The 26,032-nt window shown below is 69.6% G+C and carries 25 protein-coding genes; 14 read left to right on the top strand and 11 right to left on the bottom strand.

Annotation, left to right across the window (positions count from 1 at the left end; all coding sequences use genetic code 11):
* Nucleotides 1–50: 50 nt before the first annotated feature.
* Nucleotides 51–992 carry a G5 domain-containing protein gene (locus tag CCK91_RS00885; protein ID WP_086472461.1) on the top strand — a complete coding sequence of 314 codons (942 nt, stop codon included), beginning with the start codon at nt 51–53 and terminating at the stop codon, nt 990–992.
* A 109-nt stretch (nt 993–1,101) separates the two neighbouring features.
* The gene (locus CCK91_RS00880) at nt 1,102–1,653 is read left to right on the top strand and encodes a type 1 glutamine amidotransferase domain-containing protein (RefSeq protein ID WP_086472460.1); all 552 of its coding nucleotides are present in this window, start codon (nt 1,102–1,104) and stop codon (nt 1,651–1,653) included.
* 297 nt (nt 1,654–1,950) lie between these two features.
* Here the strand turns inward: CCK91_RS00880 and CCK91_RS00875 are convergent, their stop codons facing one another.
* Nucleotides 1,951–2,214, bottom strand: coding sequence for a GlsB/YeaQ/YmgE family stress response membrane protein (locus CCK91_RS00875; protein ID WP_079003747.1), 264 nt, complete (start codon nt 2,212–2,214; stop codon nt 1,951–1,953).
* A gap of 96 nt (nt 2,215–2,310) precedes the next feature.
* The gene (locus CCK91_RS00870) at nt 2,311–2,484 is read right to left on the bottom strand and encodes a CsbD family protein (protein WP_064294062.1); all 174 of its coding nucleotides are present in this window, start codon (nt 2,482–2,484) and stop codon (nt 2,311–2,313) included.
* Between the two features lie 194 nt (nt 2,485–2,678).
* On the opposite strand from CCK91_RS00870, the gene CCK91_RS00865 reads away from it, so the two are divergent.
* Nucleotides 2,679–3,761: an alpha/beta hydrolase gene (locus tag CCK91_RS00865; RefSeq protein ID WP_165766952.1), complete on the top strand. Its 1,083-nt coding sequence runs from the start codon at nt 2,679–2,681 to the stop codon at nt 3,759–3,761.
* 10 nt (nt 3,762–3,771) lie between these two features.
* On the opposite strand, the gene CCK91_RS00860 is transcribed toward CCK91_RS00865, so the two are convergent.
* Complete coding sequence (locus CCK91_RS00860) at nt 3,772–4,692, bottom strand: hypothetical protein (RefSeq protein ID WP_086472458.1); 921 nt, start codon at nt 4,690–4,692, stop codon at nt 3,772–3,774.
* A gap of 111 nt (nt 4,693–4,803) precedes the next feature.
* Nucleotides 4,804–5,577, bottom strand: a complete 774-nt coding sequence (locus CCK91_RS00855; RefSeq protein ID WP_086472457.1) for a lysophospholipid acyltransferase family protein — start codon at nt 5,575–5,577, stop codon at nt 4,804–4,806.
* Between the two features lie 120 nt (nt 5,578–5,697).
* Here CCK91_RS00855 and CCK91_RS00850 point away from each other — a divergent pair, with 120 nt between their 5' ends.
* From CCK91_RS00850 to CCK91_RS00840, 3 genes are all read left to right on the top strand, one after another.
* Nucleotides 5,698–6,309 (top strand): TetR/AcrR family transcriptional regulator, encoded by a 612-nt coding sequence (locus CCK91_RS00850; RefSeq protein ID WP_064294065.1) that lies wholly within the window; start codon nt 5,698–5,700, stop codon nt 6,307–6,309.
* 157 nt (nt 6,310–6,466) lie between these two features.
* Nucleotides 6,467–6,913 carry a Fur family transcriptional regulator gene (locus CCK91_RS00845; protein ID WP_086472456.1) on the top strand — a complete coding sequence of 149 codons (447 nt, stop codon included), beginning with the start codon at nt 6,467–6,469 and terminating at the stop codon, nt 6,911–6,913.
* A 115-nt stretch (nt 6,914–7,028) separates the two neighbouring features.
* Nucleotides 7,029–8,486: a catalase gene (locus CCK91_RS00840; protein ID WP_086472455.1), complete on the top strand. Its 1,458-nt coding sequence runs from the start codon at nt 7,029–7,031 to the stop codon at nt 8,484–8,486.
* Nucleotides 8,487–8,558: 72 nt separating this feature from the next.
* Here CCK91_RS00840 and CCK91_RS00835 read toward each other — a convergent pair whose 3' ends face one another.
* Together CCK91_RS00835 and CCK91_RS00830 are read right to left on the bottom strand one after the other, a co-directional pair.
* A complete protein-coding gene (locus CCK91_RS00835; protein ID WP_086472454.1) occupies nt 8,559–8,771 on the bottom strand; it encodes a hypothetical protein in 213 nt (70 codons plus the stop codon).
* Between the two features lie 99 nt (nt 8,772–8,870).
* Nucleotides 8,871–9,506, bottom strand: coding sequence for a uracil-DNA glycosylase (locus CCK91_RS00830; protein WP_158596626.1), 636 nt, complete (start codon nt 9,504–9,506; stop codon nt 8,871–8,873).
* A gap of 136 nt (nt 9,507–9,642) precedes the next feature.
* On the opposite strand from CCK91_RS00830, the gene CCK91_RS00825 reads away from it, so the two are divergent.
* From CCK91_RS00825 to CCK91_RS00815, 3 genes are all read left to right on the top strand, one after another.
* Nucleotides 9,643–11,121, top strand: a complete 1,479-nt coding sequence (locus tag CCK91_RS00825) for an MFS transporter (protein ID WP_086472453.1) — start codon at nt 9,643–9,645, stop codon at nt 11,119–11,121.
* 63 nt (nt 11,122–11,184) lie between these two features.
* The gene (locus tag CCK91_RS00820) at nt 11,185–12,018 is read left to right on the top strand and encodes a siderophore-interacting protein (RefSeq protein ID WP_086472452.1); all 834 of its coding nucleotides are present in this window, start codon (nt 11,185–11,187) and stop codon (nt 12,016–12,018) included.
* Nucleotides 12,019–12,127: 109 nt separating this feature from the next.
* Nucleotides 12,128–13,003 carry a hypothetical protein gene (locus tag CCK91_RS00815; protein WP_086472451.1) on the top strand — a complete coding sequence of 292 codons (876 nt, stop codon included), beginning with the start codon at nt 12,128–12,130 and terminating at the stop codon, nt 13,001–13,003.
* 18 nt (nt 13,004–13,021) lie between these two features.
* On the opposite strand, the gene CCK91_RS00810 is transcribed toward CCK91_RS00815, so the two are convergent.
* The gene (locus CCK91_RS00810; RefSeq protein WP_086473105.1) at nt 13,022–13,414 is read right to left on the bottom strand and encodes a (deoxy)nucleoside triphosphate pyrophosphohydrolase; all 393 of its coding nucleotides are present in this window, start codon (nt 13,412–13,414) and stop codon (nt 13,022–13,024) included.
* Nucleotides 13,415–13,628: 214 nt separating this feature from the next.
* On the opposite strand from CCK91_RS00810, the gene CCK91_RS00805 reads away from it, so the two are divergent.
* Nucleotides 13,629–17,162 (top strand): TM0106 family RecB-like putative nuclease, encoded by a 3,534-nt coding sequence (locus CCK91_RS00805; protein WP_086472450.1) that lies wholly within the window; start codon nt 13,629–13,631, stop codon nt 17,160–17,162.
* On the opposite strand, the gene CCK91_RS00800 is transcribed toward CCK91_RS00805, so the two are convergent.
* On the bottom strand, nt 17,137–17,760 hold the full coding sequence (locus CCK91_RS00800; RefSeq protein ID WP_086472449.1) for an NAD(P)H-dependent oxidoreductase: 624 nt from the start codon (nt 17,758–17,760) through the stop codon (nt 17,137–17,139). The genes CCK91_RS00805 and CCK91_RS00800 overlap by 26 nt on opposite strands.
* A gap of 93 nt (nt 17,761–17,853) precedes the next feature.
* Here CCK91_RS00800 and CCK91_RS00795 point away from each other — a divergent pair, with 93 nt between their 5' ends.
* The 3 genes from CCK91_RS00795 to CCK91_RS00785 all read left to right on the top strand — a co-directional run bounded on the left by CCK91_RS00795 (nt 17,854) and on the right by CCK91_RS00785 (nt 21,462).
* A complete protein-coding gene (locus tag CCK91_RS00795) occupies nt 17,854–18,435 on the top strand; it encodes a TetR/AcrR family transcriptional regulator (protein ID WP_242664196.1) in 582 nt (193 codons plus the stop codon).
* 142 nt (nt 18,436–18,577) lie between these two features.
* Nucleotides 18,578–20,119, top strand: a complete 1,542-nt coding sequence (locus CCK91_RS00790) for a S1C family serine protease (protein ID WP_242664195.1) — start codon at nt 18,578–18,580, stop codon at nt 20,117–20,119.
* A 125-nt stretch (nt 20,120–20,244) separates the two neighbouring features.
* On the top strand, nt 20,245–21,462 hold the full coding sequence (locus CCK91_RS00785; protein WP_086472446.1) for a DUF429 domain-containing protein: 1,218 nt from the start codon (nt 20,245–20,247) through the stop codon (nt 21,460–21,462).
* 9 nt (nt 21,463–21,471) lie between these two features.
* Here the strand turns inward: CCK91_RS00785 and CCK91_RS00780 are convergent, their stop codons facing one another.
* The gene (locus tag CCK91_RS00780; protein ID WP_086472445.1) at nt 21,472–21,969 is read right to left on the bottom strand and encodes a ribosomal maturation YjgA family protein; all 498 of its coding nucleotides are present in this window, start codon (nt 21,967–21,969) and stop codon (nt 21,472–21,474) included.
* Nucleotides 21,966–23,330 carry an LssY C-terminal domain-containing protein gene (locus CCK91_RS00775; RefSeq protein ID WP_242664194.1) on the bottom strand — a complete coding sequence of 455 codons (1,365 nt, stop codon included), beginning with the start codon at nt 23,328–23,330 and terminating at the stop codon, nt 21,966–21,968. Before CCK91_RS00775 ends, CCK91_RS00780 begins: the two co-directional genes overlap by 4 nt.
* 63 nt (nt 23,331–23,393) lie before the next feature.
* Here CCK91_RS00775 and CCK91_RS00770 point away from each other — a divergent pair, with 63 nt between their 5' ends.
* The gene (locus CCK91_RS00770) at nt 23,394–24,677 is read left to right on the top strand and encodes a M18 family aminopeptidase (RefSeq protein WP_086472444.1); all 1,284 of its coding nucleotides are present in this window, start codon (nt 23,394–23,396) and stop codon (nt 24,675–24,677) included.
* Between the two features lie 90 nt (nt 24,678–24,767).
* Here CCK91_RS00770 and CCK91_RS00765 read toward each other — a convergent pair whose 3' ends face one another.
* Complete coding sequence (locus CCK91_RS00765; protein ID WP_086472443.1) at nt 24,768–25,853, bottom strand: NYN domain-containing protein; 1,086 nt, start codon at nt 25,851–25,853, stop codon at nt 24,768–24,770.
* Nucleotides 25,854–26,032: the final 179 nt, after the last annotated feature.

The raw sequence follows: 26,032 nt of genomic DNA, 5'->3' as shown, positions 1-26,032 counted from the left end.
CCCCACTCGGGGACCTTGTGCGCTCCTGCTCCAGGCCCCACCATCTGGGCATGACTTCTCCCGCAGGCTGGTATCCCGATCCCGAGCAGCCCGGCCAGCAACGATGGTGGACCGGAGTCGGCTGGGGTGGGCAACGCATGCCGGCGGCCGTGCCCGCTCCCCCGGTCGCCGGCCCTCCTGCTCCTACCGGGGCCACGCGTACGCGCCGCCTCGGTCCGCTCCACATCGCCCTGCTCAGCCTGGTCGGAGCACTGTTGCTCGTCAGCGCGGTCGGTGGGGCGTTCTGGGCGATGCTCGCACTCGTCGCCCTGGTGGCCGTGGTGATCGGCGTGGTCGCGCTCGTCCGTGGTCGCGTCTCCTCCCTCGGGATCCGCAACCGCGGGATCGCGGCCGCCGTGATCGGAGCCGCCCTGTGCCTGGTCGTCGTGGGCGGAAGCGCCAACGCGGCCATCCACCCGGTCGGGCCCCGGCCCGCGGCGCTGCTGTCGGCTCCGGAGGGGACGTCCGTCGCCAAGCCGAGTGCCACGCCGTCGCCCACCCCGACCGACGTCGTCAGCGAGGTGACCGAGGTGGTGGAGATCCCGTTCGCGGTGACCGAGGTCCAGGACCCGAACATCGACGTCGGTCAGGTCGTCGTGACGACGACGGGCGTCCCTGGACAGCAGACGAACACCTACCGCGTCACCACGCGAGCCGGGGTCGAGATCGCTCGAGAGCTCGTCGCGCAGCTCGTGTCGGTCCAACCGGTCGCGCAGGTGACATCTGTCGGGACGCGGCAACCCGCTCCGCCGCCTCCCGCTCCCGTCGCCGATCCGGCCGGCGGAGGGTGCGACCCGAACTACGAGGGGCAGTGCGTCCCGATCGCCAGCGATGTCGACTGCGCCGGTGGAAGCGGCAACGGACCGGCGTACACGCCTGGCCCGGTGTACGTCGTCGGAAGCGACGTCTACGACCTCGATCGGGACGGTGACGGCATCGCCTGCGACGCCTGAGCAACCCCGTTCGCGTTCGGCGGAAGCTCGGGTCCGAGACGCGGAGCCGAGCGTATCGTCGCTGGCGAGGCGCCGGACGGTGCCTCGACGCTGACGGATTGGAGCGACGATGAGCGCAGCACTCAACGGCAAGCAGGTGGCCTTCCTGCTCACGGACGGCTACGAGGACAGTGAACTGACGAGCCCCTGGGAGGCGGTCACCGGAGCCGGAGCGACCGCCCGACTGGTGTCGCCCGCCACCCAGGACGTGACCGGCAAGAACGGACACGTCCAGCCCGTCGACGTCGCGGTCGCCGAGGCCTCCTCCGACGATTACCACGCACTCGTGCTGCCCGGAGGCGTCGTCAACGCTGACGACCTCCGCATGGACGAGACCTCGGTCGCCTTCGCGAAGGCGTTCTTCGCGCAGGGCAAGCCGGTCGGGGTGATCTGCCATGGCGCGTGGATCCTCATCGAGGCGGACGTCGTCCGTGGTCGTGAGGTCACGAGCTACCCGAGCCTCAAGACGGACCTGCGGAACGCGGGCGCGTCCTGGGTGGACGAGGAGGTCGTCGTCGACCAGGGCCTCGTGTCGAGCCGGACGCCCGACGACCTCCCGGCCTTCAACGCGAAGCTCGTCGAGGAGATCGGTGAGGGCGAGCACGAGGGCCAGCACGCCTGACTCCGGTCGCAACGCGACGCACGAACGCCCGGTCCTGGTGGACCGGGCGTTCGTCCGTGCGGGTCAGACCCAGCCGCAGATCGCGCGGAGCAGCTCGAGCAACTTTCGGTAGAAGTCCATGAGACCACCTCCTCTCATATCAGGTGCTGAAATGAAACATCAGTCATCCTGACAGAGGTCGGAAGGTCGCACAGTCCCCGGAACGGCGGACACCGTGCTGTCGTCGTCCTTCTTCCGACACGCACGAACGCCCAGCCCCTTGGAGGGGCCGGGCGTCCGAGTGCTGTGTGGAGGCGCTTACGCCTTCTTGTTGCGGGTCAGTGCGCCGTAGATGAGGAGCACGACGATGGATCCGCCGATGGCGAGGAGCCACGTCTGCAGCGAGAAGAACTCCTGCAGGTTCGCGCCGAAGAGGATGCCGCCGAGCCAGCCGCCGAGCAGTGCTCCGACGACGCCGAGCAGCAGCGTGATCAACCAGCCGCCGCCCTGACGGCCCGGAAGGATTGCCTTGGCGATGGCACCGGCGATGAGGCCGAGCAGCAGGAAGCCGAGAAAACTCATGATGTCTCCAAATGTGATTGCTGGATCGAACGGGGTGCAGGTCGACCGTGTTACCGCCCCCGCCGGTGGGCGGGGGCGGCCACTGTATCGCGAGGACTAGTGCTTGAACGCGTCCTTGACATTCTCGCCGGCCTTCTTGGCGTCGGCCTTCGTCTGGTCGGCCTTGCCCTCTGCGACCTTGCTGTCGTCGCCGGTGACCTTGCCCAGGGCTTCCTTCGCCTTACCTGCGAGGTCCTCAGCGGCGTTCTGGATCTTGTCCGATGCACTCATGGCGTTCTCCTTCGTCTGCGTTGGAAACCGGTGATGATGTCCGGTCATCGGGTAGGACGCAGCTCGGTGGGCATTCGTCACGAAATCCGTCGAAAAACTTCCGAGACGCCGGCGGTGTCCGATCGAATGCGAGACTGGAGGTTCGTGTTCCGCCAGGCAGCGCCGCCGTCCAGACCCGCCAGGAGGTGAATCGCTTGAGGACAGCACCCCCTCGCTCGGGCTTCGCGCGCTTCCTGCGTGTCGTCCGCAACACGATGTTCTGGATCATCGGCGTGATCCTCGCCATCGCGCTGGTGATCTTCGTCTGGTTGCAGTTGACGCCGTGGCCGGGCTCGATGGTCATCCGCATGGCCTTCGACGAGCGGGCGAAGGTCGTGCAATCCGACCTCGTGAAGTACGTCCCCGACGGTGTCGACGTCCGACAGGACATCCCGTACCGCTCCGGCGACGCCGACGCGTTGCTCGACGTCTACACGCCCGACGGCGTGCGCGGCAGTGGTGCCGCCCTTCCGACGATCGTGTGGGTGCACGGTGGAGCGTGGATCTCCGGCAGCAAGGAACTCATCTCCAACTACATGCGCGTGCTGGCCGGCGAGGGGTACACGGCGATCGCGGTCGAGTACACGATCGCGCCCGAGGGTCAGTACCCGTTGCCCATCGAGCAGGTCGCCGACTCGCTCGGCTACCTCGATGCCAACGCACGCGCGCTCAACGTGGATTCGTCCAAGCTCATCCTCGCCGGCGACTCCGCCGGTGCCCAGATCGCCGCCCAGGTCGCGAACGTGGTCACGAGTTCCGAGTACGCCAGCTCCATCAAGGTCGAATCGCCGATCGAACCGGAGCAGCTCGCCGGGGTGGTCCTCGCCTGCGGCGCATACGACCTCAGCCTGGTCAACGCCGAGGGCAGCTTCGGGTGGTTCCTCGACACGGTGCTCTGGTCGTACTTAGGAGCGCGTGACTACAAGACCCGGCCGGAGGTGGCGTCCGCATCCGTCGTCGACTATCTGACGGCGAAGTATCCACCGACGTACATCACGGTCGGCAACTGGGATCCGCTCTACCCGCAGTCGGTCGAGTTCAAGGCGAAGCTCCAGGGCCTCGGTGTGGACGTGCAATCGATGATCTTCAACCCGGACTTCCGGCCAGGGCTCGAGCACGAGTACCAGTTCCTGCTCAACGACCAGGGTCGGTTCAACCTCCAGCGCATGGACGCCTTCATCGACGGCGTCACCGACACGAGCCTGCCGTTCGGGCAGCAGGGTCCGCCCGTCCGCTGAACGGCCGGCGTCAGGGGAGGCGGATGCGGTCGCCGTCCTCGACGAGACGACCGTGGAGCACCGCCTGGGCGAGCGTCAGGTCGAGCCAACGTCGAGCGGTCTCACCGAGGCGACCGTAGCCGAGCACGGAGGCCGCCTGCATCGGTAGCTGCTCGCGGTCGACCTCGTGCGCGGGGCTCGCGGTGATGACGAGTTCCATGGCGTTGCAGATCTCCGCGGGACTGATGTCGGTGACAGCGCGGTGGTCGCGATGCACGACCCGGCGGACGCCTCGCCACGTGACGACGTCGAGTCCGGTGGGCCAGGCGAAGCCGTTCTGGACGACGAACGCTTCGGTCACCAGCGCTGACAGCTCGGTACGCGACTCCTCGGACGGTCGGTCGACGCCGAAGCGCCGGGCGACGATGGTCACGAGGCGCGGGACGGCGATCGGGCCCTCCGTCGTGAGGATCGCCGAGGCGACGCGGGTCACGGCGGCCTTCGTGAGCTCGAGGTTGTCGAGGACGGACGCCGGGCCGATGACGGAGTCGTCGGCGAGCTCGAAATCGGTGATGGCGACGCTCAGCGGGACGACCGGGGCCGACGCGGTGACGGGGAGGGCGACCGGGTCCACCAGGCGGGTGGCGGAGCGCTCGTCGGCTGGTGCTGCCTCGTGGCCGTCCGAGCCGGCGACAGGTGTCCGGGGTGCGTTCGCCTCGCGGTCGTCCAGCGGCTCCGAGCCGGTGGGCTGCTGAGCGGGGGGTGTCGGCGTCGTCCGCGGCGCGGGATCCGGCGTGCGCCGCGGCGAGTGGTCCGCTGAGGACTCGGCGTCGTTCGTGTCCGGTGTGGCCGGCGTCGAGGGGTCCTCCGAGAGCGCACGTTCAGCGCGTTCGCGCCAGGCCTTCGGGAGCCATGTCGACTTCGCGACGAAGCCGTTCCACCCGCGACTCACGGTGCCACGCTCCGCTCGGGACGCGGGCTGGCAGAGCGACGATGCCCTGCGGGGTGGGTCGACGAGGTCAGAGGTGGCACCTCCACAGGATAGACCGCGGCGGACGTGCGCTCAGCTCGCCGTCTGCCGACGCGCCTCGCGTCGGCGCTCGCGTTCGAGGTCGGCGGCTGCAGCCTCGGCAGGCGTCGGAGCCGTTCCGCCCAGGGCGCGTGGTTGCCACCACGCCCCGGTCCCATCGACGGGATAGTCGCGTTGCAGCTCGTCGACCATGCCCTGCAAGCGGTCGCGGAGCTGCTCGGTGCTCGTACCGACGTCGTCGCCGGGTGCGACGATGATCGGCTCGCCGAACGAGAAGTGCACCGGGACCCCGAACCGCTCGCGGAAGCCGACCCGGTGGTTCTTCGTCAAGAGGCGATGACCGCCCCAGACCGCGACGGGGATGATCGGCACGCCGGCCTCCTGCGCGAGGCGGACTGCGCCCGACTTGAGGTCGCGGACGGTGAACGAGGCACTGACGCCGGCCTCGGGGAAGACCCCGACCAGCTCGCCGCTGCGGAGAGCTGTGACGGCGTCGGCGTAGGCGGCCGCGCCGGCGCGCATGTCGACCGCGATGTGCCGCATGCTCCGGAGGAGGCGGCCCACGACGGGCTGGTCGAACGCACCCTGCTTGGCCATGAAGCGGATACGGCGGCGGTTGTGGAGCACGGTCGCCCACTCGACCAGTGCGAACTCGAGGTACCCGAAGTGGGTCATCGCGATCACCGCGCCACCCTCGTCGGGCAGGTGTTCGATGCCGGTGGTGTGACGGCGCAGGCGCCAGAAGCCGAAGAGGGAGCGACCGACACCGACAGCGGTGTCGTACACGGGCTCGATGGGGCGTCTCATGGCGACACCGTACGACAGCGACCTGGGGAAGTACCGGGGTGGACACCCGGGGAAGGAGCGGGCTAGGGGCGCCTCGGGAACCCCGTCGTCGCCGGACCGCACGCCCGATACGATCGCAGGATGACGGTGACGCAGACGGGCCGCTCCCGCGGCAGCTACGCCAAGACGGCGGCAAGACGTCGGGAGATCCTCGAGGCGGGGATGGACGTCTTCGCCGAGCAGGGGTTCCGCAGTGGATCGCTCCGCGAGGTCGCGGAGCGCGTGGGCATGAGCCAGGCCGGCCTCCTCCACCACTTCTCGACCAAGAACGACCTGCTCGCCGCGATCCTCGACTTCCGCGACGACCGGGATCGCGAGGAATCCGGCATCGAGATCGGGAGCGGCATCGAAGGCATCCGCGGTCTCCTCCGCCTCGTCGAGCACAACATGCGCGTCCCCGGTCTCGTCGAGCTCCACTGCGTCCTGTCCGCCGAGGCGACCTCGCCGGACCACCCGGCGCACGAGCACTTCGTCCGGCGGTACAGCTGGTTGATCGACGGGATGACGGTCTCCTTCGAGGTGATGGCTCGCGAGGGCCAGCTGGTGGCCGGTGTCGAGCCCGCGAGCGCGGCACGCATGCTGATCGCGATGATGGACGGTCTCCAGCTGCAGTGGCTGCTCGATCGTGACTCCGTGGACATGGCCGAGGAGACCCGACGTTCGCTGCGGCCCCTGCTGACCGTCGAGCTGTAGCCCGGCACTCCCCCGCCGCGAGCGGGAGTTCTCCACATCTGGCGTCATCGATCGGTCCACCACTCATATCTGATATTAGAGTAGGGGTGGCTGCGGGACAACGCGGAGGGGAAGTCCTTATTTTGACTAATTCAAAACAACTCGGTACGGTGGCTGCATGAACGGATCGGAGGTGGAGTCGGCGACGATCGACTTCAACACGAAGATCCGGGCCGCCGGGCTGCGGGTGACCACGGGACGCCTCGCCGTCCTCGAAATCCTCGCCCGGACACCGCACGCCGATGTGGAGCAGGTGGTCGCGTCCTTGAAGCCGCGAGCTCCGCAGACCTCCCCACAGGCCGTGTACAGCGTGCTCAACGCCTTCGTCGCAGTCGGTCTCGTGCGCCGGATCGAGCCGGACGGCCATCCCGGCCGGTACGAGCTCCGCGTCGACGACAACCACCATCACCTGGTGTGCAGCTCGTGCGGCGCCGTGGTCGACGTCGACTGCACGCAGGGCGCGGCGCCGTGCATGCACCCCGACGACACGGCGGGGTACGTCATCGACACGGCCGAGATCACGTTCTGGGGAGTGTGCCCCGCGTGCCAGGCGGATGCCGCCTGAGGCCGTTCCACAGACCACTCGACGGCACCTCCATGCCGATCGTCAGCTGACACCGCCAAGGTGGCAGTGCTGAATCCATCCGACCGTCCGACCAGCCCCACCCTCGAGGAGAGACATGTCCGAGACCAGCTACACCACCACCAACAGCGGAGCACCCGTCGCGAGCGACGAGCACTCCCAGAGCGTCGGCGCAGACGGAGCGATCGCGCTCCACGACCACTACCTGGTCGAGAAGCTCGCGCAGTTCAACCGCGAACGGGTGCCGGAGCGTGTCGTCCACGCCAAGGGCGGCGGTGCGTTCGGACGGTTCGTCACGACCGGCGACGTCTCCCAGTTCACGCGTGCCGCGCTGTTCCAGCCAGGCGTCGAGACCGAGATGCTCGCACGCTTCTCCACCGTCGCCGGTGAGCAGGGCAGCCCCGACACCTGGCGCGACCCCCGTGGCTTCGCACTGAAGTTCTACACGAGCGAGGGCAACTACGACCTCGTCGGCAACAACACGCCGGTGTTCTTCATCCGCGACGGCATCAAGTTCCCCGACTTCATCCGTTCGCAGAAGCGTCTCCCGGGCTCGCACCTGCGCGACCACGACATGCAGTGGGACTTCTGGACGCTCTCACCCGAGAGCGCGCACCAGGTCACCTGGCTCATGGGCGACCGCGGCCTGCCGGGCTCCTGGCGGCACATGGACGGCTTCGGGTCGCACACCTACCAGTGGGTCAACGCCGCCGGCGAGCGCTTCTGGGTGAAGTACCACTTCAAGACCGACCAGGGCATCGAGATCCTCACGCAGGACCAGGCCGACCAGATCGCCGGTGAGGACGCCGACTTCCACATCCGCGACCTCTCCGAGGCGATCAGCCGCGGTGAGCACCCGAGCTGGACGCTCTCCGTGCAGGTCATGCCCTACGCCGACGCCGCAGGCTACCGCTTCAACCCGTTCGACCTCACCAAGGTCTGGCCGCACAGCGACTACCCGCTCATCGAGGTCGGCAAGATGACCCTCGACCGCAACCCGGAGAACTACTTCGCGCAGATCGAGCAGGCGACCTTCGCGCCGTCGAACTTCGTCCCCGGGATCGCTGCGAGCCCCGACAAGATGCTTCTCGCCCGCATCTTCAGCTACGCGGACGCACACCGCTACCGCGTGGGCACCAACCACGCACAGCTGCCGGTCAACGCGCCGCACGCGCCGGTGCACACGTACTCGAAGGAAGGCGCCATGCGCTACACCTTCAACGACGCGGACGCACCGGTCTACGCACCCAACTCGGTCGGTGGCGCCCACGCCGACCCCGCGCGTGCCGCTGAGTCCAACGGCTGGCAGTCCGACGGCGAGCTCGTGCGGGCAGCCGCGACGCTGCACGCCGAGGACGACGACTTCGGCCAGGCCGGGACCCTCGTGCGCGAGGTGCTCGACGACGCCGCCTGCGACCGTCTCGTCGGCAACATCATCGGCCACGTCTCGAAGGTGACGCGCCCCGAGCTCCGTGCGCGGGTCATCGCCTACTGGACCGCCGTCGACGGCACGCTGGGCGCTCGCGTCGCAGCGGGCCTCCCACCGCTCGTCTAGAGCCCGCCGCCGAGATCGCAGAAACGGTCGCCATTCATCAGGAATGGCGACCGTTTCTGCGATCTCGCGGGCTCAGACGCCCATCGGGCCGCCGCCCCGGCGCGGAACGCCGCCGGTGCCCTCCGCGAGGCCTCTCGCGCGTTCGCGCTCGACCTCCGCGTCGTTGTCGTGTGAGTGGTGTTCGTCGGCCGAGCGCGCAGCGCGGTCTCGGCGTGACACGTACCAGACGGCCGCGATCGCCAGCAGGACGAGCGCGGCGAGGATGATGATGGTGCCGATGTCCATGTGATGCTCCTCTCCTCGTCCATCGACCCTAACGAGGCCTCAGACGCACGCAACCCCCTCACCCGACGGGCGAGGGGGTTGCGGAACGGGGGTGTGCGATCAGCCGGCGACCTGTTTGGCGCGGGCGAAGACCTTCTCGATCTCCTCGCGGCGACCCGGCTGCTTCAGTGACAGCGGCGAGGGGTGCGGAGCGTTGAAGGCGCTATAGGTGTTGCCGAGCAGGGGCTCGACGTGCTTCCACCAACCGTCCTGGGCGTGGGGTCCGCAGAGGACGACGACGCGCAGGTTCTTGAGGAGGGGCAGGAGGGCGCGCAGTTCCATCGCTCCCTGAGCGACCTCAGGCGCGTTCGGCTTCTTCCGCCCGGCGCTCAGGTACCACGGGACGATGTTCCACACCATGACGTCGTCGAAGCCGATGTCGTTCCGCAGATTCCAGAGGCTCTCGGCGATCGGGTCGTCGTTGTCGACCGAGGCGAAGCCGGATCCCGGGGCGTCGAGGCTGTCGGGGGCCAGGGTCCCCGGGGCGTCGAGGAGGATCAGTGTCTTCGCGTTGACGGCCGCATCGGCCGGGTCGACGAGCGGGAGGACGAGGTCCGCCTGCCGCCGTCCTCGGCGGGTCATCATCGCGTCCGACCAGTCGCGCAGCGGCGCGAGTGCCGGCGACTCGGCCAGCATGCGGTGTCGTTCGGCCAGTTCGTCGGGGTCTTGCAGCCCGCGAGGGGCATCCATATGCATCTTCCGAGCGTAGCCCGTGACGGCTGCCCCGTCATCGTCTGAGCCGGTTCTGAGGCTGAAGATGCTGCACGGGACGGTGGATCCGTGCCCGTCAAGCCGGGGTGGACCGGGTTGACGCGGGCCTAGGCTGGCCAGGATGACTGACGAGCGAACCGCCCCCGACGACCGGACGAAGTGGCGCGCGTTCGCCATCTGCGTGTCGGTCGCCGCCCTCACGATCCTCGACCTCTCGAAGGTCAACGTCGGACTGCCGTCGATCGAGCAGGCGCTCGACGCCGGCCCGACCGCCCTGCAGCTGATCGTCGCCGGGTACGCCCTGGCCTTCGGTCTGATCCTCGTGCCCGCCGGGCGCTACGGCGACCTGCACTCGCGGCGTCGCATGTTCATGATCGGCCTGAGCGTGTTCGGGGCGGCCAGTCTCGCCTGCGCCGTCGCACCGAGCGTGGGCATCCTCATCGGCGGGCGGATCCTCCAGGGCATCGCCGCGGGTCTGCTGATGCCGCAGGTCATCGGGCTCATCCAGCAGTTGTTCGTGGGGAAGGAGCGCGGCCGCGCGTTCGGTCTCTTCGGAGCCATCATCGGCCTCTCGACGGCGTTCGGACCGACGCTCGGCGGTCTGCTCATCGCCATCGGCGGCCCGGAGGACGGCTGGCGCCTGCTCTTCTGGATGAACGTCCCGCTCGCGATCATCCTGTTGCCGATCGCCGCTCGACTGCTGCCCAAGCAGCAGCCGCACGAGGCGGGTGCCGGATCGCTCGACCCGGTGGGCATCGTGTTCCTCGGTCTTGCCGTGCTGTCGCTCATGCTGCCGTTCGTCCTGACGACCGGTTCCCCGGGCGACGACCCGGCGCGCTGGTGGTTGCTGGTCGCGTTCGCCGTCTTCGCCGGCCTTTTCGCCTGGTGGGAGGGTCGCTATCAACGCGCCGGGAAGACACCCGTCGTCGACTTCTCGCTGTTCAAGCTCGGCAGCTACCGGAACGGCGTCCTGATCTCCACGACGTACTTCGCGGCGATGCCGGCCACCTTCCTCACGCTCACGCTGTTCGTGCAGCAGGGGCTCGGGCTCGAGCCGGTCTTCGCAGGCATGATCACGATCCCCTTCGCCCTCGCCTCGGCCGTCAGCTCGTGGTTGAGCGGTCGGGTCGTCGACCGACTCGGACGCCCCCTGGTCGTCGGTGGGCTCGTGCTGGTCGTGGTGGGGTTCAGTCTCAACTCGCTCCTCGCGTTCATCACACCCCCGGAGATCACGCCGTACGCGATGGGTGCCGCGATGCTGCTCGCCGGCATCGGCGGCGGCGCGGTCATCTCTCCCAACCAGACGCTGATGCTCGCGGACATCCCCGTGGCCTCCGGTGGTGTCGCCGGATCGATCGGTCAACTCGGCCAGCGCATCGGCACCGCGGTCGGGCTCGCCGCCGCGACGGCCACGTTCTACGCGACCGTGTACTCGGAGAACGGCGGCGATGCGTCGGGCGCCTCGCTCGACGTGTATCACGACGCGTATCGCAACAGCACCCTCGTCACGATCGGCTTCGTGGTCGTGGCGCTGGTCTTCGCGCTGCTCGACACCCGTTCGCGGAAGGTCGCCGCCGCCGCACCCGAATCTCCTCAGTAAGGGTGACCTGAGTTAGGGTAGCCTCAGTCGCGGCTGCCGGAGCCGCCGGAGGAAGGGGCTCGAGTGGCTCGCACGAATGCCGAGACGGCGCGCATCAAACCCGAGGCGGCGACCCTGCTCACGCTGCGGGTCGTCCGCCGCTCACGCGTCTCACCGAACATCGCCAGGGTCACCCTCGGTGGCGGTGACATCGCCGGCTTCACCTTCCTCGGCTACGACCAGTGGTTCCGGTTCTTCATCCCGGTCTCCGAGGGCGGGCTCGAGCGGCTGCCGACCAAACTCGACATGCTGGCCTACGCCAAGTACCTCGCGATCTCCAAGTCCGTGCGACCGGTGCTCCGGAACTACACGGTGCGGGATTTCCGGCTCGACGGCCCCGACGGGCCGGAGCTGGACATCGACTTCGTCATCCACGGGTCGGCCGCCGAGGGGACTGCGGGGCCTGCGGCGAGCTGGGCCCAGTCATGCGAGGTGGGCGATGCCGTCGCGCTGCTGGACGAGGGGCGCATGTTCAACCTACCGGCCGACGTCGACCGGGTGCTCCTGGTCGCCGACGAGACCGGACTCCCCGCCGTCGCAGGCATCCTGACCTCGCTTCCGGCCTCGACCGTCGGGACGGCGATCGTCGAGATCCCGTCCGCGGCCGACGCGCAGGACGTGCGTGTCCCGGACGGGGTCGAGCTGCGCTGGGTGGTCCGAGAGGATCCACACGACGTCCCTGGACGGGCGGCGCTGGCCGCCGCGACCGCCCTCGGGGTGCCGGCCGACCCCTGCTACGGGTGGGTTGTCGGAGAGCAGTCCCTCGCCGCGAACGTGCGTCGGCTCTGGGTCCGTGGTGGCATGCCGAAGGAGCGCGTCATGTTCTGCGGCTATTGGAAGGCCTGCAAGGCGCACTGATCGTCCGACAGAGTCGGCGTTCGCGTCGACCGTGCGGTGAATTGGGTCGATCACCCGAATTCGGGGTGTCCCCGACGCGCCGGGTCGACGGCTCCACTAACCTCACGACATGCCCTCTCCCGCCGGTGCGTCCGGAAACACGATCGGTGCGCTGCCGACCGGCGTCGCGACGGGGCTGATCCGGACGGTGACCGGCGGGTCCGCCGACCGCGCGTTCGAGGTCGATGTCCCCGAAACGGCCACGAGCGCCGCGGGCACGTCGTCGCACTCGCACGACGCCCTCCGCAGCTGGGACGTCGTCCGCTCCAGCTTCCGACCAGGTGAGGCGCTCACCTTCGACGAGCGCTACCGGTACGCCCAGCTCCCGCTGATCGACGCCGACCACCCGCTCGCGCTCGCCGCAAGCCCCGACGGCGTCTACCGCGGCGGGCGGTACGCCGAGGCGCGCCTGGCGGTCGTCGTCCCCGTCCCGATCGAACGACTGTTCGTCGATCCGATCTTCCTGAGCTACGAGGCCGATCTCGCCTCGGCACCCTTCGCACCCAAACTCGCCAGAGGCATCGAGCTCCGACGCGCCCACCGCTTGCACGCGACGCTCTCGTCCATCGACGCGGCCTCCGGGTTCCTCGACGGGCTGCGGACGAGCGTCGGCGCGTTCACGCCGTTCCGGGTCAGGCTGGCGGGCCCCGTCATCGGCGGGTTCAACCGCGGACGCTGTTACCTCCCCGCCATCGCGGACGCCTTCGCCCCCATCCAGCGGGCCGTCGGCGGGCGTCCCGCACCGCTCGTCGGGGTGGGCCTGCACCACTTCCGCGATGAGCTCGACGCTGCCGAGACCGCGGCGCTCGCCGCCTTCCTCGAGCGTTGGCGCGACGTCACCCTGTTCGAGTGGACGGTCACCGAGCTGGCGATCACCTCGACCAACGACGATCTCGTGCTCAGTGGACGCACGCTCGCCCGCATCCCGCTCGACGCGGCCGACTGACGCGCCGCGTCTCCGGGGTCAGCTCGCGGTGAGTCGCCTGACCATCGGGAGGTCGGGGGTCGCCCAGTCGAGTTCGCCGAGCTGTTCGCGGGTGACCCAGCGCAGTTCGTCGTGGTCCGTGCTGTGGACCGGGGGCGCCCCGCGGAAGGTGACCTCGTAGCAGGCGAGGTCGATGACGAGCTCGCCCACGGCGACGGCGGAGCGGTCCAGCAGTACCCCCACAGCGACGTCGGCGTGGAGCTCCTCGAGCAGCTCGCGAGCCAGCGCGTCCTGCGGCAGCTCGTCGGCCTCGACCTTGCCGCCGGGGAACTCCCACAGTCCACCGGACGCCCGCCCGGGTGCCCGCCGACACGCGAGCACGGTGTCGCCCTGTGAGGCGACACCCGCGACGACCTGGATCGTGGTGGTCATCATGCGCTCCCGTCCCGTGGCGTCGTGGTCGCTGTCCAGGCTAGGGGACGCGGGATCGAGGGCGCCCGAAGCCGCTCCACAGACGGCTCCCCCTCGGCTGACGACAGCCTGCGTCCCGCGGCGGCGCCGTGGTCAGTGGTGCGTGCCAGACTGACAGCGATCGGAGGTGGACCAGCCCCCGCAGCAGTCGTCTCGAAAGGCACCCACCGCACCGATGTTCCTCCTCGACGGTTCCGCCATCACGAGCGCCAGCGACCTCTCCAACGCCTCCTCCTGCGAGTTCGCCTTCCTGCGCACGGTCGACGCGAAGCTCGGCCGGATCGAGCCGATCGTCGAGCCCGACGACGAGATGCTGATGCGGACCTCCAAGCTCGGCGACCAGCACGAGCTTCGCGTCCTCGAGTCGTACCGCGCCGAGTTCGGCACCGACGTCGTCGAGCTCGACCGCCCCGACGTCCGAGACGCGGTGGCGCTCGCCGCAGCCGTCGAGTCGACGATCACGGCGTTCCGCGACGGAGCCCCGGTCGTCTTCCAGGCCGCGTTCTTCGACGGATCGTTCATCGGCTTCGCCGACTTCATCGTGCGCCGGCCCGACGGCCGGTATCGCGTGCAGGACACCAAACTCGCGCGCTCGCCGAAGGTCACCGCCCTCCTCCAGCTCGCCGCCTACGTGGAGCAGCTGGAGACGGCCGGGATCCCGGTCGACGATGACGTCGACCTCATTCTGGGAGACGGCACCGTCAGCACCCACGCGGTGGCCGACATCCTGCCGGTGTACCGTCGCCGTCGTGCGCGCCTGCTGCGGATCGTCGCCGAACGGCTCGAGGCCGACGCGCCGGTGGCTTGGGGCGACCAGCGCTACAGCGTCTGCGGACGATGCGCCTGGTGCGACGCCGAGATCACGGCCTCACGCGACGTCCTGTTGGTGGCCGGGCTCCGGTTGACGCAGCGCGACCGCCTGCTGGCGGCCGGCATCGCCACGATCGACGATCTGGCGTCGCTCACGCTCACCGGGTCGACTGAGCGACCGGGGCCGAACGGGCTGTCGGGTGGCGACGGCGGGACGGTCGACGGCATCGCCGAGAGCACCCTCGCTGCGCTCCGCGAGCAGGCGCAGCTGCAGCTCGAGCCGTCACCCGCCGCCGGCGTGCCGGCGTTCCGCGTACACGACGCCAGGGCGCTCGGACTCCTGCCGCAACCCGATCCGGGCGACGTCTTCTTCGACTTCGAGGGCGACCCGCTGTACACCGAGGGCGAGCCGGGCGACGCCCGACGGGGCGACCGCACGAGGTGGGGCATCGACTACCTGTTCGGCCTGGTCGACACCGACGGCCGGTTCCGATCCTGGTGGGCGCACGACTTCCACGAGGAGCGCACGGCCCTGATCGACTTCCTCGCCTACCTCACCGCCCGTCGTGCCGAGTTCCCGGGCATGCACGTGTACCACTACGCCGCGTACGAGCGGACGCACCTGCTTTCGCTGGCCGCACGGCACGGCGTCGGGGAGGACACGATCGACGACCTCCTCCGCGAGGCCGTGCTGTTCGACCTCTACCCGTTCGTCCGCAAGACGGTGCGCGTCGGAACGCGGTCGTACTCGATCAAGAAGCTCGAGCCGCTCTACATGGGTGAGGACCACCGCGACAGCGACGTCACCGACGCCGCGGCGTCCATCACCGCCTACGCGGAGGCGCGCGAGCTGAGTCGGAGCGACGACCCTGAGCTCGTCGCCGAAGGCGAACGGAAGCTCGCCGAGATCGCTGAGTACAACGCGTACGACTGCGAGTCGACCCGTCGGCTGCGGAATTGGTTGCTCGACCTCGGTGCGGAACGGGGCGTGCTGCCCGGCACCTTCGTCACCGACGCACCCGACCCCCTCGTGGACGAACCGACGCCGCTCCACGACGCCCTGACGGCATTGGCCGGAGACCCCCTCGACCCAGAACGCTCCGACGACGCCACCGCGTATGCGCTCGCGGCGGCCGCCATCGACTACCACCGGCGCGAGCACAAGTCGTTCTGGCAGGAGCACTTCTCCCGACTCATCGCCGCGCGCGACGAATGGGAGGACACCCGGAACGTCTTCACCGTCACCTCGGGAGTCGTCGAGCGCGACTGGTTCCGCGAGGGGCGGCAGCGCAGCGACCGCCGTCACGTCCGACTCCGCGGCCGATGGGCTCCCGGCAGCAGTGTGAAGGTCGGCGCCGACCCGTTCGCGGTCTACGACCACCCGGGACCGTACACGCTCCCCCGCGCCGAGCCCGGCTCGCGACCGGCTGGACAGATCACGGTCCTCGAGGTCGACGACGACTCCCTGCTCATCCAGGAGACGCTCAAGACGGATCGCGAGCCCTACACGGAGCTGCCGGTCGCGCTCACGCCGTCTCCTCCCCCGCGACCCGGAACACAGGTCGACGCCATCGCCGAGTGGGGGCAAGCGGTCCTCGACGCCGCTCCCGGGTGGCCGGACGACGGTGTCGTCGACATCCTGCGGCGACAGCCGCCCCGCACGACCTCGGGCGACCCACTGCCCCACCGCGGAGACGGGCAGACGATCGAGGACGTGACCGCCGCGTTGCTCGACCTCGACGACTCGGCGCTCGCCGTTCAGGGGCCGCCCGGAACCGGCAAGACCTACGTCGCCTCGCACGTCATCACGGCCCTCGTGCAGCAGCACGGCTGGCGGATCGGGGTCGTTGCGCAGTCGCACGACGTCGTCGAGAACCTCCTCGAGCGCGTCGTGAAGGCGGGGCTCTCCCCCGCGCTCGTGGCGAAGACCTTGCGATCCGGTGCCGACCCGGATGCGGAGCGCGGCTACACCGTCCTTCCGGCCAATGGTCATGGCGCGTTCATGGCGGAGCAGACCGGCGGCTTCGTCGTCGGCGGGACGGCCTGGGACTTCAGCAACCCGAACCGGTTCGACCGGAGGTCGCTCGACCTGCTCGTCGTCGACGAGGCCGGTCAGTTCTCGCTCGCCTACACGATCGCGGCGAGCGTCGCCGCGCGGAACCTCCTCCTCCTGGGCGACCCGCAGCAGCTGCCGCAGGTGAGCCAGGGGACGCATCCCGAACCGATCGACACCTCGGCCCTCGGATTCGTGGCCGACGGTCGCGACGTCCTCCCTCCGGAACTCGGCTACTTCCTCCACGAGACCTGGCGGATGGATGCCGCGGTCACCGAGCCGGTCTCGCGGTTGTCGTACGGCGGCGAGCTGCGCTCAGCAGCGGCCACGACGAAGCGGCGTCTGGAGGATCGTGCGCCAGGACTGCACGTCGTCCCGGTCCACCACGTCGGAAACGCGACGAGTTCGCAGGAGGAGGCCGACCGCGTCACCGAGCTCGTCCGGTCGAGCATCGGGCTCCGGTGGACCGATCCGGATGCCGGCCGCATCGACGACCCGGTGAGCGAGGCCGACATCATCGTCGTGTGTCCCTACAACGCCCACGTCGCCATCGTCCGAGCGACGCTCGACGCGGCCGGATTCGACGCGGTGCGCGTCGGGACCGTCGACAAGTTCCAGGGGCAGGAGGCCGTCATCGCGATCGTGTCGCTGGCCGCGTCCTCCCCTGCCGACGTCCCGCGGGGCATGTCGTTCCTCTTGATGAAGAACCGACTGAACGTCGGGATCTCCCGCGCCCAGTGGGCGGCCTACCTCGTGCACTCCCCCGCACTCACCGAGTACCTGCCGGTCACGCCGGAGGGTGTCGCCGAGCTCAGTGCCTTCATCCGGTTGGTCGACGGCCACTGACCAGCTCCGCCGTGGCTGTGGAGAGGCGAGGATTCCGTCGCGCCGCGTCGATGCGCCCGTTCTGCGCAGCCTTCGCGAGCCACCGCTGACGCTGCTCGACGGTCGAATCCTTCACCCGACCGAACCGATTCACGGCGACCGGCTTGATCCCGCAGAACCGGAGGGTGGTGGTGCGGAGTTGCTTCACCGTCGTGTCGCCGACGAGCGGCAGGTACCACGACGGTGAGTCCGACGTGACGATCACCCGACCGGTACGGCCCGCTAGCAGCCCCTCAGGGAGGCCGTTGGACTTCATCCGGTAGGCGCGTCGGGGCAGCAGCAGGCGATCGAAGAACCCCTTGAGCAGCGCCGGCACCGATCCCCACCAGACCGGAGCCACGATGACGATGTGGTCCGCAGCGAGGATCTGCTCCCACGCGCGTTCGAGGTCGGGTTCCAGGTCCTGTCGGCGGGTGTAGCCGAGGCGGAGGTTCGCGTCGAACGCGAGGTCGCGGACGGCGAGGACGGTCGCGTCGCCGTGCGCGTCCGCGTAGCTCGTGGCGAGGGCGGCGCACAGGGACCCGGGGTTCGGGTGTCCGTCGATGACGAGGGCGGGCATCAGTTCTCCAACAGTTGTAGGTCTGGACAGTGCCAAAAATCTGGACACTGTCCACTTCTGGCCGGAACAGACTGTACGGGTACGATGTTGCTTGTGTCAAGATCAACCACCGCGTACCACCACGGCAACCTCGGGCCGGCGCTCGAGGACGCTGCGCTCGAACTCATGCGGACGCAAGGCCATGCCACGCTGAGCCTGCGGGAGGTCGCACGCCGTGCCGGGGTCAGTCACAACGCGCCGTACCACCACTTCGGCGACCGGACCGCACTCCTGAAGCGGCTGAGTGAACGCGGCATGGCCGAGCTCTTGGACGCCATGCGCGAGGAGCGGGAGGCGACGGCGGGTCGAGGCCCACGGGAGGCGGCCGTCCGGATCGGTTCGACGTATGTGCACTACGCGGCGCAGCACCCGGAGCGGTTCCGCCTGATCTACGACCCCGAAGTCTGCGTCCCGGGCTCACCCAGCGAGGCTATGGCGCCACTCATCGGAGGCGTCGAAGCGCTCCTGGCCGAGACGACGGCGTCGCTGGCCCCCGGCGCCGAACCGCAGGTCATCGCCGCCCTGACCACGGCGGTCTGGGCCGCGGTCCACGGGCTCGCGGAGCTCGTCGTCGCCGGACACATCTCCGAGGCGGAGGCCCGACCCGCGCTGGAGGCGTTGCTCACGCGACCCTGAGGGGCGTCTCGCATGGAGCCTTTGCACGATCCTTATCCGGGAAACGGTCGGGAAGCTCAGAGGCCGTTCATGGTCGAACCAGACGATTCACTCGGATTGCGGGAGTCAGATGATCTCAGCACCCCCGCCGAGAGGAATCCCCGTGAACACCACCCCAGATCCAGAACGCCCTGAGCCGCGTCCAGTGGACGGCACGCAGACGTCGCCGTCGGCGCCCGAACCCGACCCGTACCAGCCGCCCACCGGCTCGTATCAGCCCCGGCCCGGGGTGGACGTCACTCCCCCGGCCGGCTACCCCGGCAACACGACCGGCGGCGGTCCGCGACCCGACCCGACGACGCCCTTCGGATACGCCACGGCTCCCCACGCGATGCGCGGCCAGCAGCCGTCCGGTCACCCCCAGGGCCCTCATGGCCCGTACGGGCGGTTCGGCGACAGCCGACACCCCTACACGCAGCCCAGCGCCTGGCAGCCCCAGCCGTACGGACAGCAGACGATCCCCCAGCCGCCGTCGACCACGGGCACCCCGCCGAAGAAGCAGCCCATCGGGTGGATCATCGCCGCCGCGACGGCCGCCACGGTCGTGTCCCTCGTGACCGGTGGCCTCGGCCTCGCCTCGCTCGCGGCAGGCGCGTTCCAGAGCGTCGCCGCCTCCTCACAGGTGACGGAGACGGTGCCGGACGAGGGCGGTCAGAGCTTCCGCGCGCCCGGCGGTCAGCCTGGCCCGCAGCAGGCGACGCCGGATGCCGCGACGGCGAACACCCGGAGTGCCACCGCTGCGGAGTCCGTGGGTGTCGTCGACATCGACACCGAGCTGGCCTACCAGGGGGCCGCCGCCGCGGGAACCGGGATGATCCTCACCGCGGACGGCCAGATCCTGACCAACAACCACGTCGTCGCGGGAGCGACGAGCATCGTCGTCACTGTCGTGGCGACCGGGGAGAAATACGACGCACGCGTCGTCGGCACGGATGCCACGAACGACGTCGCGCTCCTGCAGCTCGACGGCGCCTCAGGGCTGGACACCGTCACGATCGACGACGACGGCGGCGCAGTCGTCGGTGACGCCGTCACCGGGGTCGGCAACGCCGGGGGCACGGGCGGGACGCCCAGCGCGGCGGACGGGTCCGTCACCGCCCTCGACCAGGACATCACGGTCCAGGATGAGACGACCGGGGCGGGCAAGCAGCTGACCGGACTGATCCAGACGGACGCGGACATCCAGTCGGGCGACTCCGGCGGGCCGCTCTACGACGCGGAAGGAGAGGTCGTCGGCGTCGACACCGCTGCCTCCTCCGGCGGGACCGACATCGACGGATTCGCCATCCCGATCGACGACGCGTTGTCCATCGTCGACCAGATCCGCACCGGCGTCGAGACCGACACCGTCTCGATCGGCTACCCGGCCTTCATCGGGATCGGTCTGGCCGCGTCCGGCGCAGCCCAGACCGTGCCGGGTGCCGTGGTCGGTTCGGTGATCGAGAACACGCCGGCGGCGTCGATCGGCCTCGCAGCCGGCGATGTCATCACCGGCCTCAACGGTGCCGCCATCGACTCCGCTCAGACCCTGACGGCGACCATGGCCACGCTCGAGCCCGGCCAGACGGTCTCCGTCACCTGGACGACGGCGAGTGGAACGTCCCAGACCGCGGACGTGACGCTGATCGAGGGACCGGTCGCCTGATCGGCCGTTCGGGACAGTCGACGGCTCCTCACCTCCGGCCCGCCGTCGGATCCGAGGAGTCGTCGACGTCTGCCCAGTAGGCTCGGGAGGCGGTGCCTCGCCGCGTCCACCGGAAGGAACCGCTCGTGACCCGCTTCCTCGGAGTCGACCTCGCCTGGGGCGAGGGGACCGGCTCCCGTGCGGCGAACGAGACGGGACTGGTGTGCATCGACGAGACCGGGACGGTCATCGAGGCCGGGTGGGCCGTGGGGATCGACGCCGTCGTCGCCTGGATCGTCGCCACCGCCTCACCGGGCTCCGTGATCGCGGTCGACGCCCCACTGCTCGTCCAGAACGAGACCGGCATGCGTCTCTGTGAACGTGAGGTCGGACAGCGGTACGGGCGCTGGCAGGTCTCGGCCTACCCGTCGAACCTCGGCCTGCCCGCGCTCGGCGGTGTCGCGCTCTTCACCGCCCTGGAGGCGGCGGGGTTCCAGTACTTCGACGGCCTGAGCACGCCCGCGCCGGATGCCGTCGTGTTCTTCGAGGCCTATCCCCACACCACGTTGGTGGGTGCCGAGGAGTTCGGGTACCCGGATGCGCGGCCCCGCTACAAACGCCTCGACCCCGGTCTGCCTGTCGCCGAGCGACGGCGACGCCGCGCGGAGGTCTGCGACGACCTCGTCTCGCGCCTGCAGGCGCTGACCTCGGCGACTCCGCCACTCGAACTCGACAGCCACCCGGTGACGGCGCTCCTCATTGCGGAACCATCGCCGCTCAAGGAATCGGCGCACAAGCACCGTGAGGACCTCATCGACGCGGCCATCTGCGCGTGGACGGCGTCCGCGTGGTCTCGCTGGGGGCTCGAACGGTTCCAGATCCTCGGCGCCTCGGATGCTCCGGACGACCGTGGGCGTGTCCCGACCCTCCTCGCCATGGCGCGACCCGAACAGCGCTCCGAACCGAACATTCCCATATCGGCATATATGACTTCGCCTCCACCACTGACGACTTCGCCATCAGTGGAGCCGGTCGACCGTCGACCCACAACAGCCCACGATCTCGATGAAGGAAATATGAAGAAGAAGGAATACGCTCAGGGCGACGCTCCGGAGGAGTCGAACGCGATCGAGTTCGTCCCCGGCGGAGCGGCGAACGCCGACGCGTCACCCGCGGCCTCGACGCGAGCGCCCTCGCCCGCTCCGACGACCGTCGAACTCCTGCGCAGTGCCACCTGGCACCTCGAGCACGCCCGGGTGGTCGGTCACCCCGACGACGTGGAGTTCGAAGCGGCGAGGTCGGCGTTGGCGGAGGCCGTCTTCGACCTCGAACACGTCCAGTACGGCGAGACGACCCGCGGCTGAGGGCATCCGTCAGGCGGGTCCTGAGTCCGATCGGCGCCGTGTCTCCCGGTCCGCCCGTGCGCGTCGCTCAAGGATGTCGTTGCGAACCCAGCGGATCACCAGGGACATGGCGAGCGACAGGAACAGGAACGCCGCCGCGCCCAGGGCGTAGGAGATGAAGTCCGTCGGGATGAACGTCGTGCCGAGCACGAGCGCGGAGGGCGGCCACTGGTCCGCGAGTGCGGCCGGCACGCCCGTGGCCTGGAAGCACTCGATCGCCGCCGAGAAGGCGAAGGCACCGAGGGCGATCTGCCACAGCGGACGCCGCGGGGCGGCGAAGGCCAGGAGGAGCGCGACGAGCACCGTGTAGAGCGCGTTGGTCACGGGGTTCGCCCAGGCTGCCGCCACCGACCAGTGCACCGTCAGGCCGGCGACGATCGTGATGATGGCTGCACCGAGGAGCAGCGCGCGCTTGAGCGAGGTGGCGGGGCGTGGACCCTCATCCGTCTGGTCGGGTGCGTCGGTCATGCTTTCGTCCTCCGGGTGCGTCGTTGTCGCCCACGGGCCCAGTCGCGGGCCTCGGTTCCGGAGAGGGCGAGGATGATGGAACAGTCGACCGCGAAGCCGATCAGGTTGGTCTGCAGCGTCAATCCGCCGGCACCGGCGACATAGCTCGCGGCGAGGGTGGCGATGGACGTCGAGCTGAAGGTCATGGCGACGAGGCGCGCGAGGTTGCCTCCCAGATGGACCCGCCAGGCGAGGACGAGGTAGCACAGCGTCACCACGGCCGACAGGGCCAGTACAGCCCCGACGACCCACGGGATGAGGACGACGTCGTCGGCCGTCGCGGCCGTCGCGCGGGCCTCCGAGATGACCTGCTTCCAATCGGAGACCAGGAGGGCACCGGAGAGCACGGTGGACAGTGCCGCAACGACCATGAGGACCACACCGACGGTGGTGTCCAGCGGCCGCGGGTCGCCGGCCCGGACGAGAGAGCGCGTCGGGGGAGCGTCGGCGGCCGGCAGGGTCGCCGCCGGCGGCACGACCACCGCGCTGAGATCGATGATCGGCAGGTCGCCGTCGGTGACGATCGCGTCGCCTCCGCCGTTCCGCGAGTGGTACCCGGTGGAGAAGTTGTCGATCACGGACGTCGACGCCCCGAGGTCTGCAGCCTCGATCGACGCGACGATGTGATCGCGTTCGTCGTCGACGTCGTCGGCGATCCGATGGGTCACCTGCAGGGTGAAGACGCTGATGCCGACCGACCGGTCGTACGTCCCGGCGGCCAGCCAATCCGCCTGGTAGCCGCCCGGGAGCAGCCAGCCCTCGGGGGTGGGCCAGAACCGGACGTGGTGCCGCTTCCCCGGACTGCCGTCGACCTCCTGCTGGTAGCAGAACGCCTGGCGACGACCGAACAGGTAGAGCGACGAGACGGGTGCCTCCGAGTAGCTGCGCCTGGTCAGCGTCGAGGTCACGATCCGCAGGTTCGCGCGCAGGCCGAGGTCGTCGGCGAGCGTCCAGCCCGCCGAGAGCATCGCCATGTGGATCTGCTCCTCCCGACCGCGGAGGCCCAGGTTCACGGGATCACCGAGGATGCCCTCGCGCGTTCGAGTGCGTCCGATGAAGTAGTCGGGCAGGTAGACGCGCGACAGAACGGTGTGCAGGCGGGGGAGGATCAGGTACGCGATGACGAGGTAGATGACGAGGATGAACCAGGCTTGGGCCCAACCGCGGGCGAACGCCTCGGTGAGCAGCACGTACGCCAGGAAGACGGCAGCAGCCGTGCCGAAGGCGAAGAACCAACCGTCGACGATGCGTGCGATCCGTCCGCGACGGTCCTCGGACAGGCCGCTTGCGGGCCCGATGAGGTCGCTGCGGGTCTTCGTCACCCGTCCAGGGTAGGGCCTGGTGCATCCACGTGCCGGGTGCGTGGGTGGTGGGAGGATGGGGGAATGGACTCCGTCGCCCACATCACCGACCTCGCCGACTTCATCGTCGCCTCGCCCACCTCGTATCACGCGGTCGCGGAGAGCGCTCGGCGCCTCACGGCGGCCGGCTTCACCCGGCGGCTCGAGACCGAGTCCTGGGGCGGCGGCACCGGCCGGTTCTTCGTCGAACGCGAGGGCGCGGTGATCGCCTGGGTGCAGCCCGAGCGGGCCCACGCCACGACGCCGTTCCGCATCCTCGGCTCGCACACGGACTCGCCGAGCTTCAAGCTCAAGCCGAAGCCGACGACCGGCGCCCACGGGTGGCTGCAGGCCGGTGTGGAGGTCTACGGCGGACCACTCCTCAACTCCTGGCTCGACCGCGAGCTCGAACTCGCCGGACGACTGGTGACGCTCGACGGGACCGTGCACCTCGTCCGGACCGGCCCGTTCCTCCGCATCCCGCAGCTCGCCGTGCACCTCGATCGAGGTGTCAACGACGGCCTCGTCCTCGATCGCCAGCGCCACCTGCAGCCGGTGTACGGGGTCGGTGACCTCGCCCACGCCGACGTGCTCGCGCACCTGGCGGTGATCGCCGGCATCGACCCCACCGCGATCGCCGGCTACGACGTGCTCGTCGCCGACACCCAGGAGCCCAGGCGATTCGGTCTCGACGGTCAGCTGTTCGCCGCCGGCCGCATGGACAACCTGACCTCGGTCCACGCGGGACTCGCGGCGCTGCTGGCCGCGAGCGACGGGGGAGCGACCGACGACGCCGGACACATCACGGTCTTCGCCGCCTTCGACCACGAGGAGCTCGGTTCGGCCTCGACCTCCGGTGCCAGCGGTCCGTTCCTCGACGACGTCCTCACCCGCATCGGCGCATCGCTGGGCGCATCGACATCGGAGCGGCTCCAGGCCTATGCCGCCTCCTGGTGCCTGTCAGCAGACGCCGGACACGCGATCCACCCGAACTACCCGGAGCGCCACGATCCGGCCAACCGACCGATCGCCGGCGGCGGTCCGCTCCTCAAGATCAACGCGAACCAGCGCTACGCCACCGACGCCCTCGGGGCTGCGCTGTGGGCCCGGAGCTGCGCCGCCGCAGGTGTGCCCTCGCAGGACTTCGTGTCGAACAACACGGTGCCGTGCGGCTCGACCATCGGCCCGCTCACCGCGACGCGACTCGGCATCCGGACGGTCGACGTCGGGACGCCGCTGCTGTCGATGCACTCCGCCCGCGAGCTGTGCCACATCGACGATCCGACCGCTCTGAGTGCAGCGGTCCAGGCGTTCTTCCGGGGCGCCTGAGCCGCGCCGCAGCAAGAGATCCGCGCGGAAGCAGGACGCCCGAGGTGGACGGTCCTGCTGCGGCGCAGATCTCCTGCTGCGGGGTCGGGCTCAGCCCAGTTCGCGCAGCCGCAGACGACGTCCGTCGGGGCTCGCGTCCGGGTTCACCTCGACGAGGTCCGAGCGCGAGTTGATGAAGTCGCTGAACGAGCGGTAGCCGAGCGGCTTCTCCTTGAACGCCGGATCCATGCGGATCATCTGGTTCTTCACCTCGGCGTTCAGGAGCCAGTCCTCGTCGTCGTTCTTGGCGTGCACGAGGCGGAGCGCGCGCACGAGGAGCTCGGTCGCCGCACGCTGTGCGTCGGGGCCGGAGGGGTCCGCGGTCTCGTCGTCGGTGTCGTCCAGGTCGTCGGCGTCGCGGTGGCTGAAGACCGGCTCGGTGAAGAGGCCCCCGATCCGCGGGGGTGTCTGGGCGACCGGTGCTTCGGCCGTCGGCGTGGACCCGGACGAGGCGCGACGACGCCCGCCGGACTTGGGCGCGGACTTCGGCGTCTCCTCTGCGGAGACCTCAGCCGTGCTCTCGACGGCGGCAGGGGTCCGGGGCGTACGCGTGACGACCGGCCGGACGATCCCGGGGATGTCGTCGTAGTCGGAGAACTCGTCACACGCCGCCATGAGTGCACGACTCGTCGCACCGGCGACGCCGATCCCGATCACGTGGCGACCGAGACGACGGCAGCGCTGCGCGAGGGAGATGTAGTCCGAGTCACCGGCGACGATCACGATGTGGGTCAGGTCGGGGAGGCGGAAGAGGTCCTCGACGACGTCCACGGCGAGGCGGATGTCGGCACCGTTCTTCATCGCCTTGGTCGTGGGGAACATCTGCGTCAGGTCGACCGCGCGGTCTACGAGGTCCTTCTGGTACGCGGAGTTGACCGGCTCGGACCAGTCGGCGTAGGAACGACTGATGACGATGTTCCCGAACGACGAGGTGTAGTCGAGGATGGCGCCGACGTCCACGCGAGCGGCCTGCAGGCGCTCGGAGATCTCGTCGCCCTCCGGAGCGGCGGACGGCACGTGCGAGCGGGCGCGATCCCGGCTGAACGCCGCCTTCCCGTAGAGCTGGTTGTAGCGCGAGATGACGATGTTGTCGAAGTCGATGTAGACCGCGACTCTGGGCGTTCCGGTTTCTGCCATGGCTCCATCATCCTCTGGCGGCCTGCGAATCCGCGACTTCAGTCCTCCACAGCCCGGCTTGCGGAGGCGCCTTCCCCCGCCTCTGCACCGACACAGGCTCGGACGACGGGGTCCGCGTACCGTGGCCGCATGCTCAGCCACGCACACACCGTCAGCGATCCACGGTCGCGGAGGAGGTT

It is taken from the genome of Plantibacter elymi (nom. nud.), from assembly GCF_900177795.1.
GTDB lineage: Bacteria > Actinomycetota > Actinomycetes > Actinomycetales > Microbacteriaceae > Plantibacter > Plantibacter elymi.
Note: the sequence above shows the minus strand (reverse complement) of the source record. Positions and strands in the feature narration are given on the sequence as shown.

Coding starts and splice junctions, on each gene's coding strand:
- CCK91_RS00870 (WP_064294062.1), bottom strand. CDS start 2,484: ATGAGTGCATCGGACAAGATCCAGAACGCCGCTGAGGACCTCGCAGGT.
- CCK91_RS00855 (WP_086472457.1), bottom strand. CDS start 5,577: ATGAGACGCCCCATCGAGCCCGTGTACGACACCGCTGTCGGTGTCGGT.
- CCK91_RS00835 (WP_086472454.1), bottom strand. CDS start 8,771: ATGGACATCGGCACCATCATCATCCTCGCCGCGCTCGTCCTGCTGGCG.
- CCK91_RS00825 (WP_086472453.1), top strand. CDS start 9,643: ATGACTGACGAGCGAACCGCCCCCGACGACCGGACGAAGTGGCGCGCG.
- CCK91_RS00830 (WP_158596626.1), bottom strand. CDS start 9,506: ATGCATATGGATGCCCCTCGCGGGCTGCAAGACCCCGACGAACTGGCC.
- CCK91_RS00770 (WP_086472444.1), top strand. CDS start 23,394: ATGGACTCCGTCGCCCACATCACCGACCTCGCCGACTTCATCGTCGCC.
- CCK91_RS00810 (WP_086473105.1), bottom strand. CDS start 13,414: ATGACCACCACGATCCAGGTCGTCGCGGGTGTCGCCTCACAGGGCGAC.
- CCK91_RS00815 (WP_086472451.1), top strand. CDS start 12,128: ATGCCCTCTCCCGCCGGTGCGTCCGGAAACACGATCGGTGCGCTGCCG.
- CCK91_RS00845 (WP_086472456.1), top strand. CDS start 6,467: ATGAACGGATCGGAGGTGGAGTCGGCGACGATCGACTTCAACACGAAG.
- CCK91_RS00850 (WP_064294065.1), top strand. CDS start 5,698: ATGACGGTGACGCAGACGGGCCGCTCCCGCGGCAGCTACGCCAAGACG.
- CCK91_RS00805 (WP_086472450.1), top strand. CDS start 13,629: ATGTTCCTCCTCGACGGTTCCGCCATCACGAGCGCCAGCGACCTCTCC.
- CCK91_RS00875 (WP_079003747.1), bottom strand. CDS start 2,214: ATGAGTTTTCTCGGCTTCCTGCTGCTCGGCCTCATCGCCGGTGCCATC.
- CCK91_RS00765 (WP_086472443.1), bottom strand. CDS start 25,853: ATGGCAGAAACCGGAACGCCCAGAGTCGCGGTCTACATCGACTTCGAC.
- CCK91_RS00780 (WP_086472445.1), bottom strand. CDS start 21,969: ATGACCGACGCACCCGACCAGACGGATGAGGGTCCACGCCCCGCCACC.
- CCK91_RS00885 (WP_086472461.1), top strand. CDS start 51: ATGACTTCTCCCGCAGGCTGGTATCCCGATCCCGAGCAGCCCGGCCAG.
- CCK91_RS00800 (WP_086472449.1), bottom strand. CDS start 17,760: ATGCCCGCCCTCGTCATCGACGGACACCCGAACCCCGGGTCCCTGTGC.
- CCK91_RS00880 (WP_086472460.1), top strand. CDS start 1,102: ATGAGCGCAGCACTCAACGGCAAGCAGGTGGCCTTCCTGCTCACGGAC.
- CCK91_RS00840 (WP_086472455.1), top strand. CDS start 7,029: ATGTCCGAGACCAGCTACACCACCACCAACAGCGGAGCACCCGTCGCG.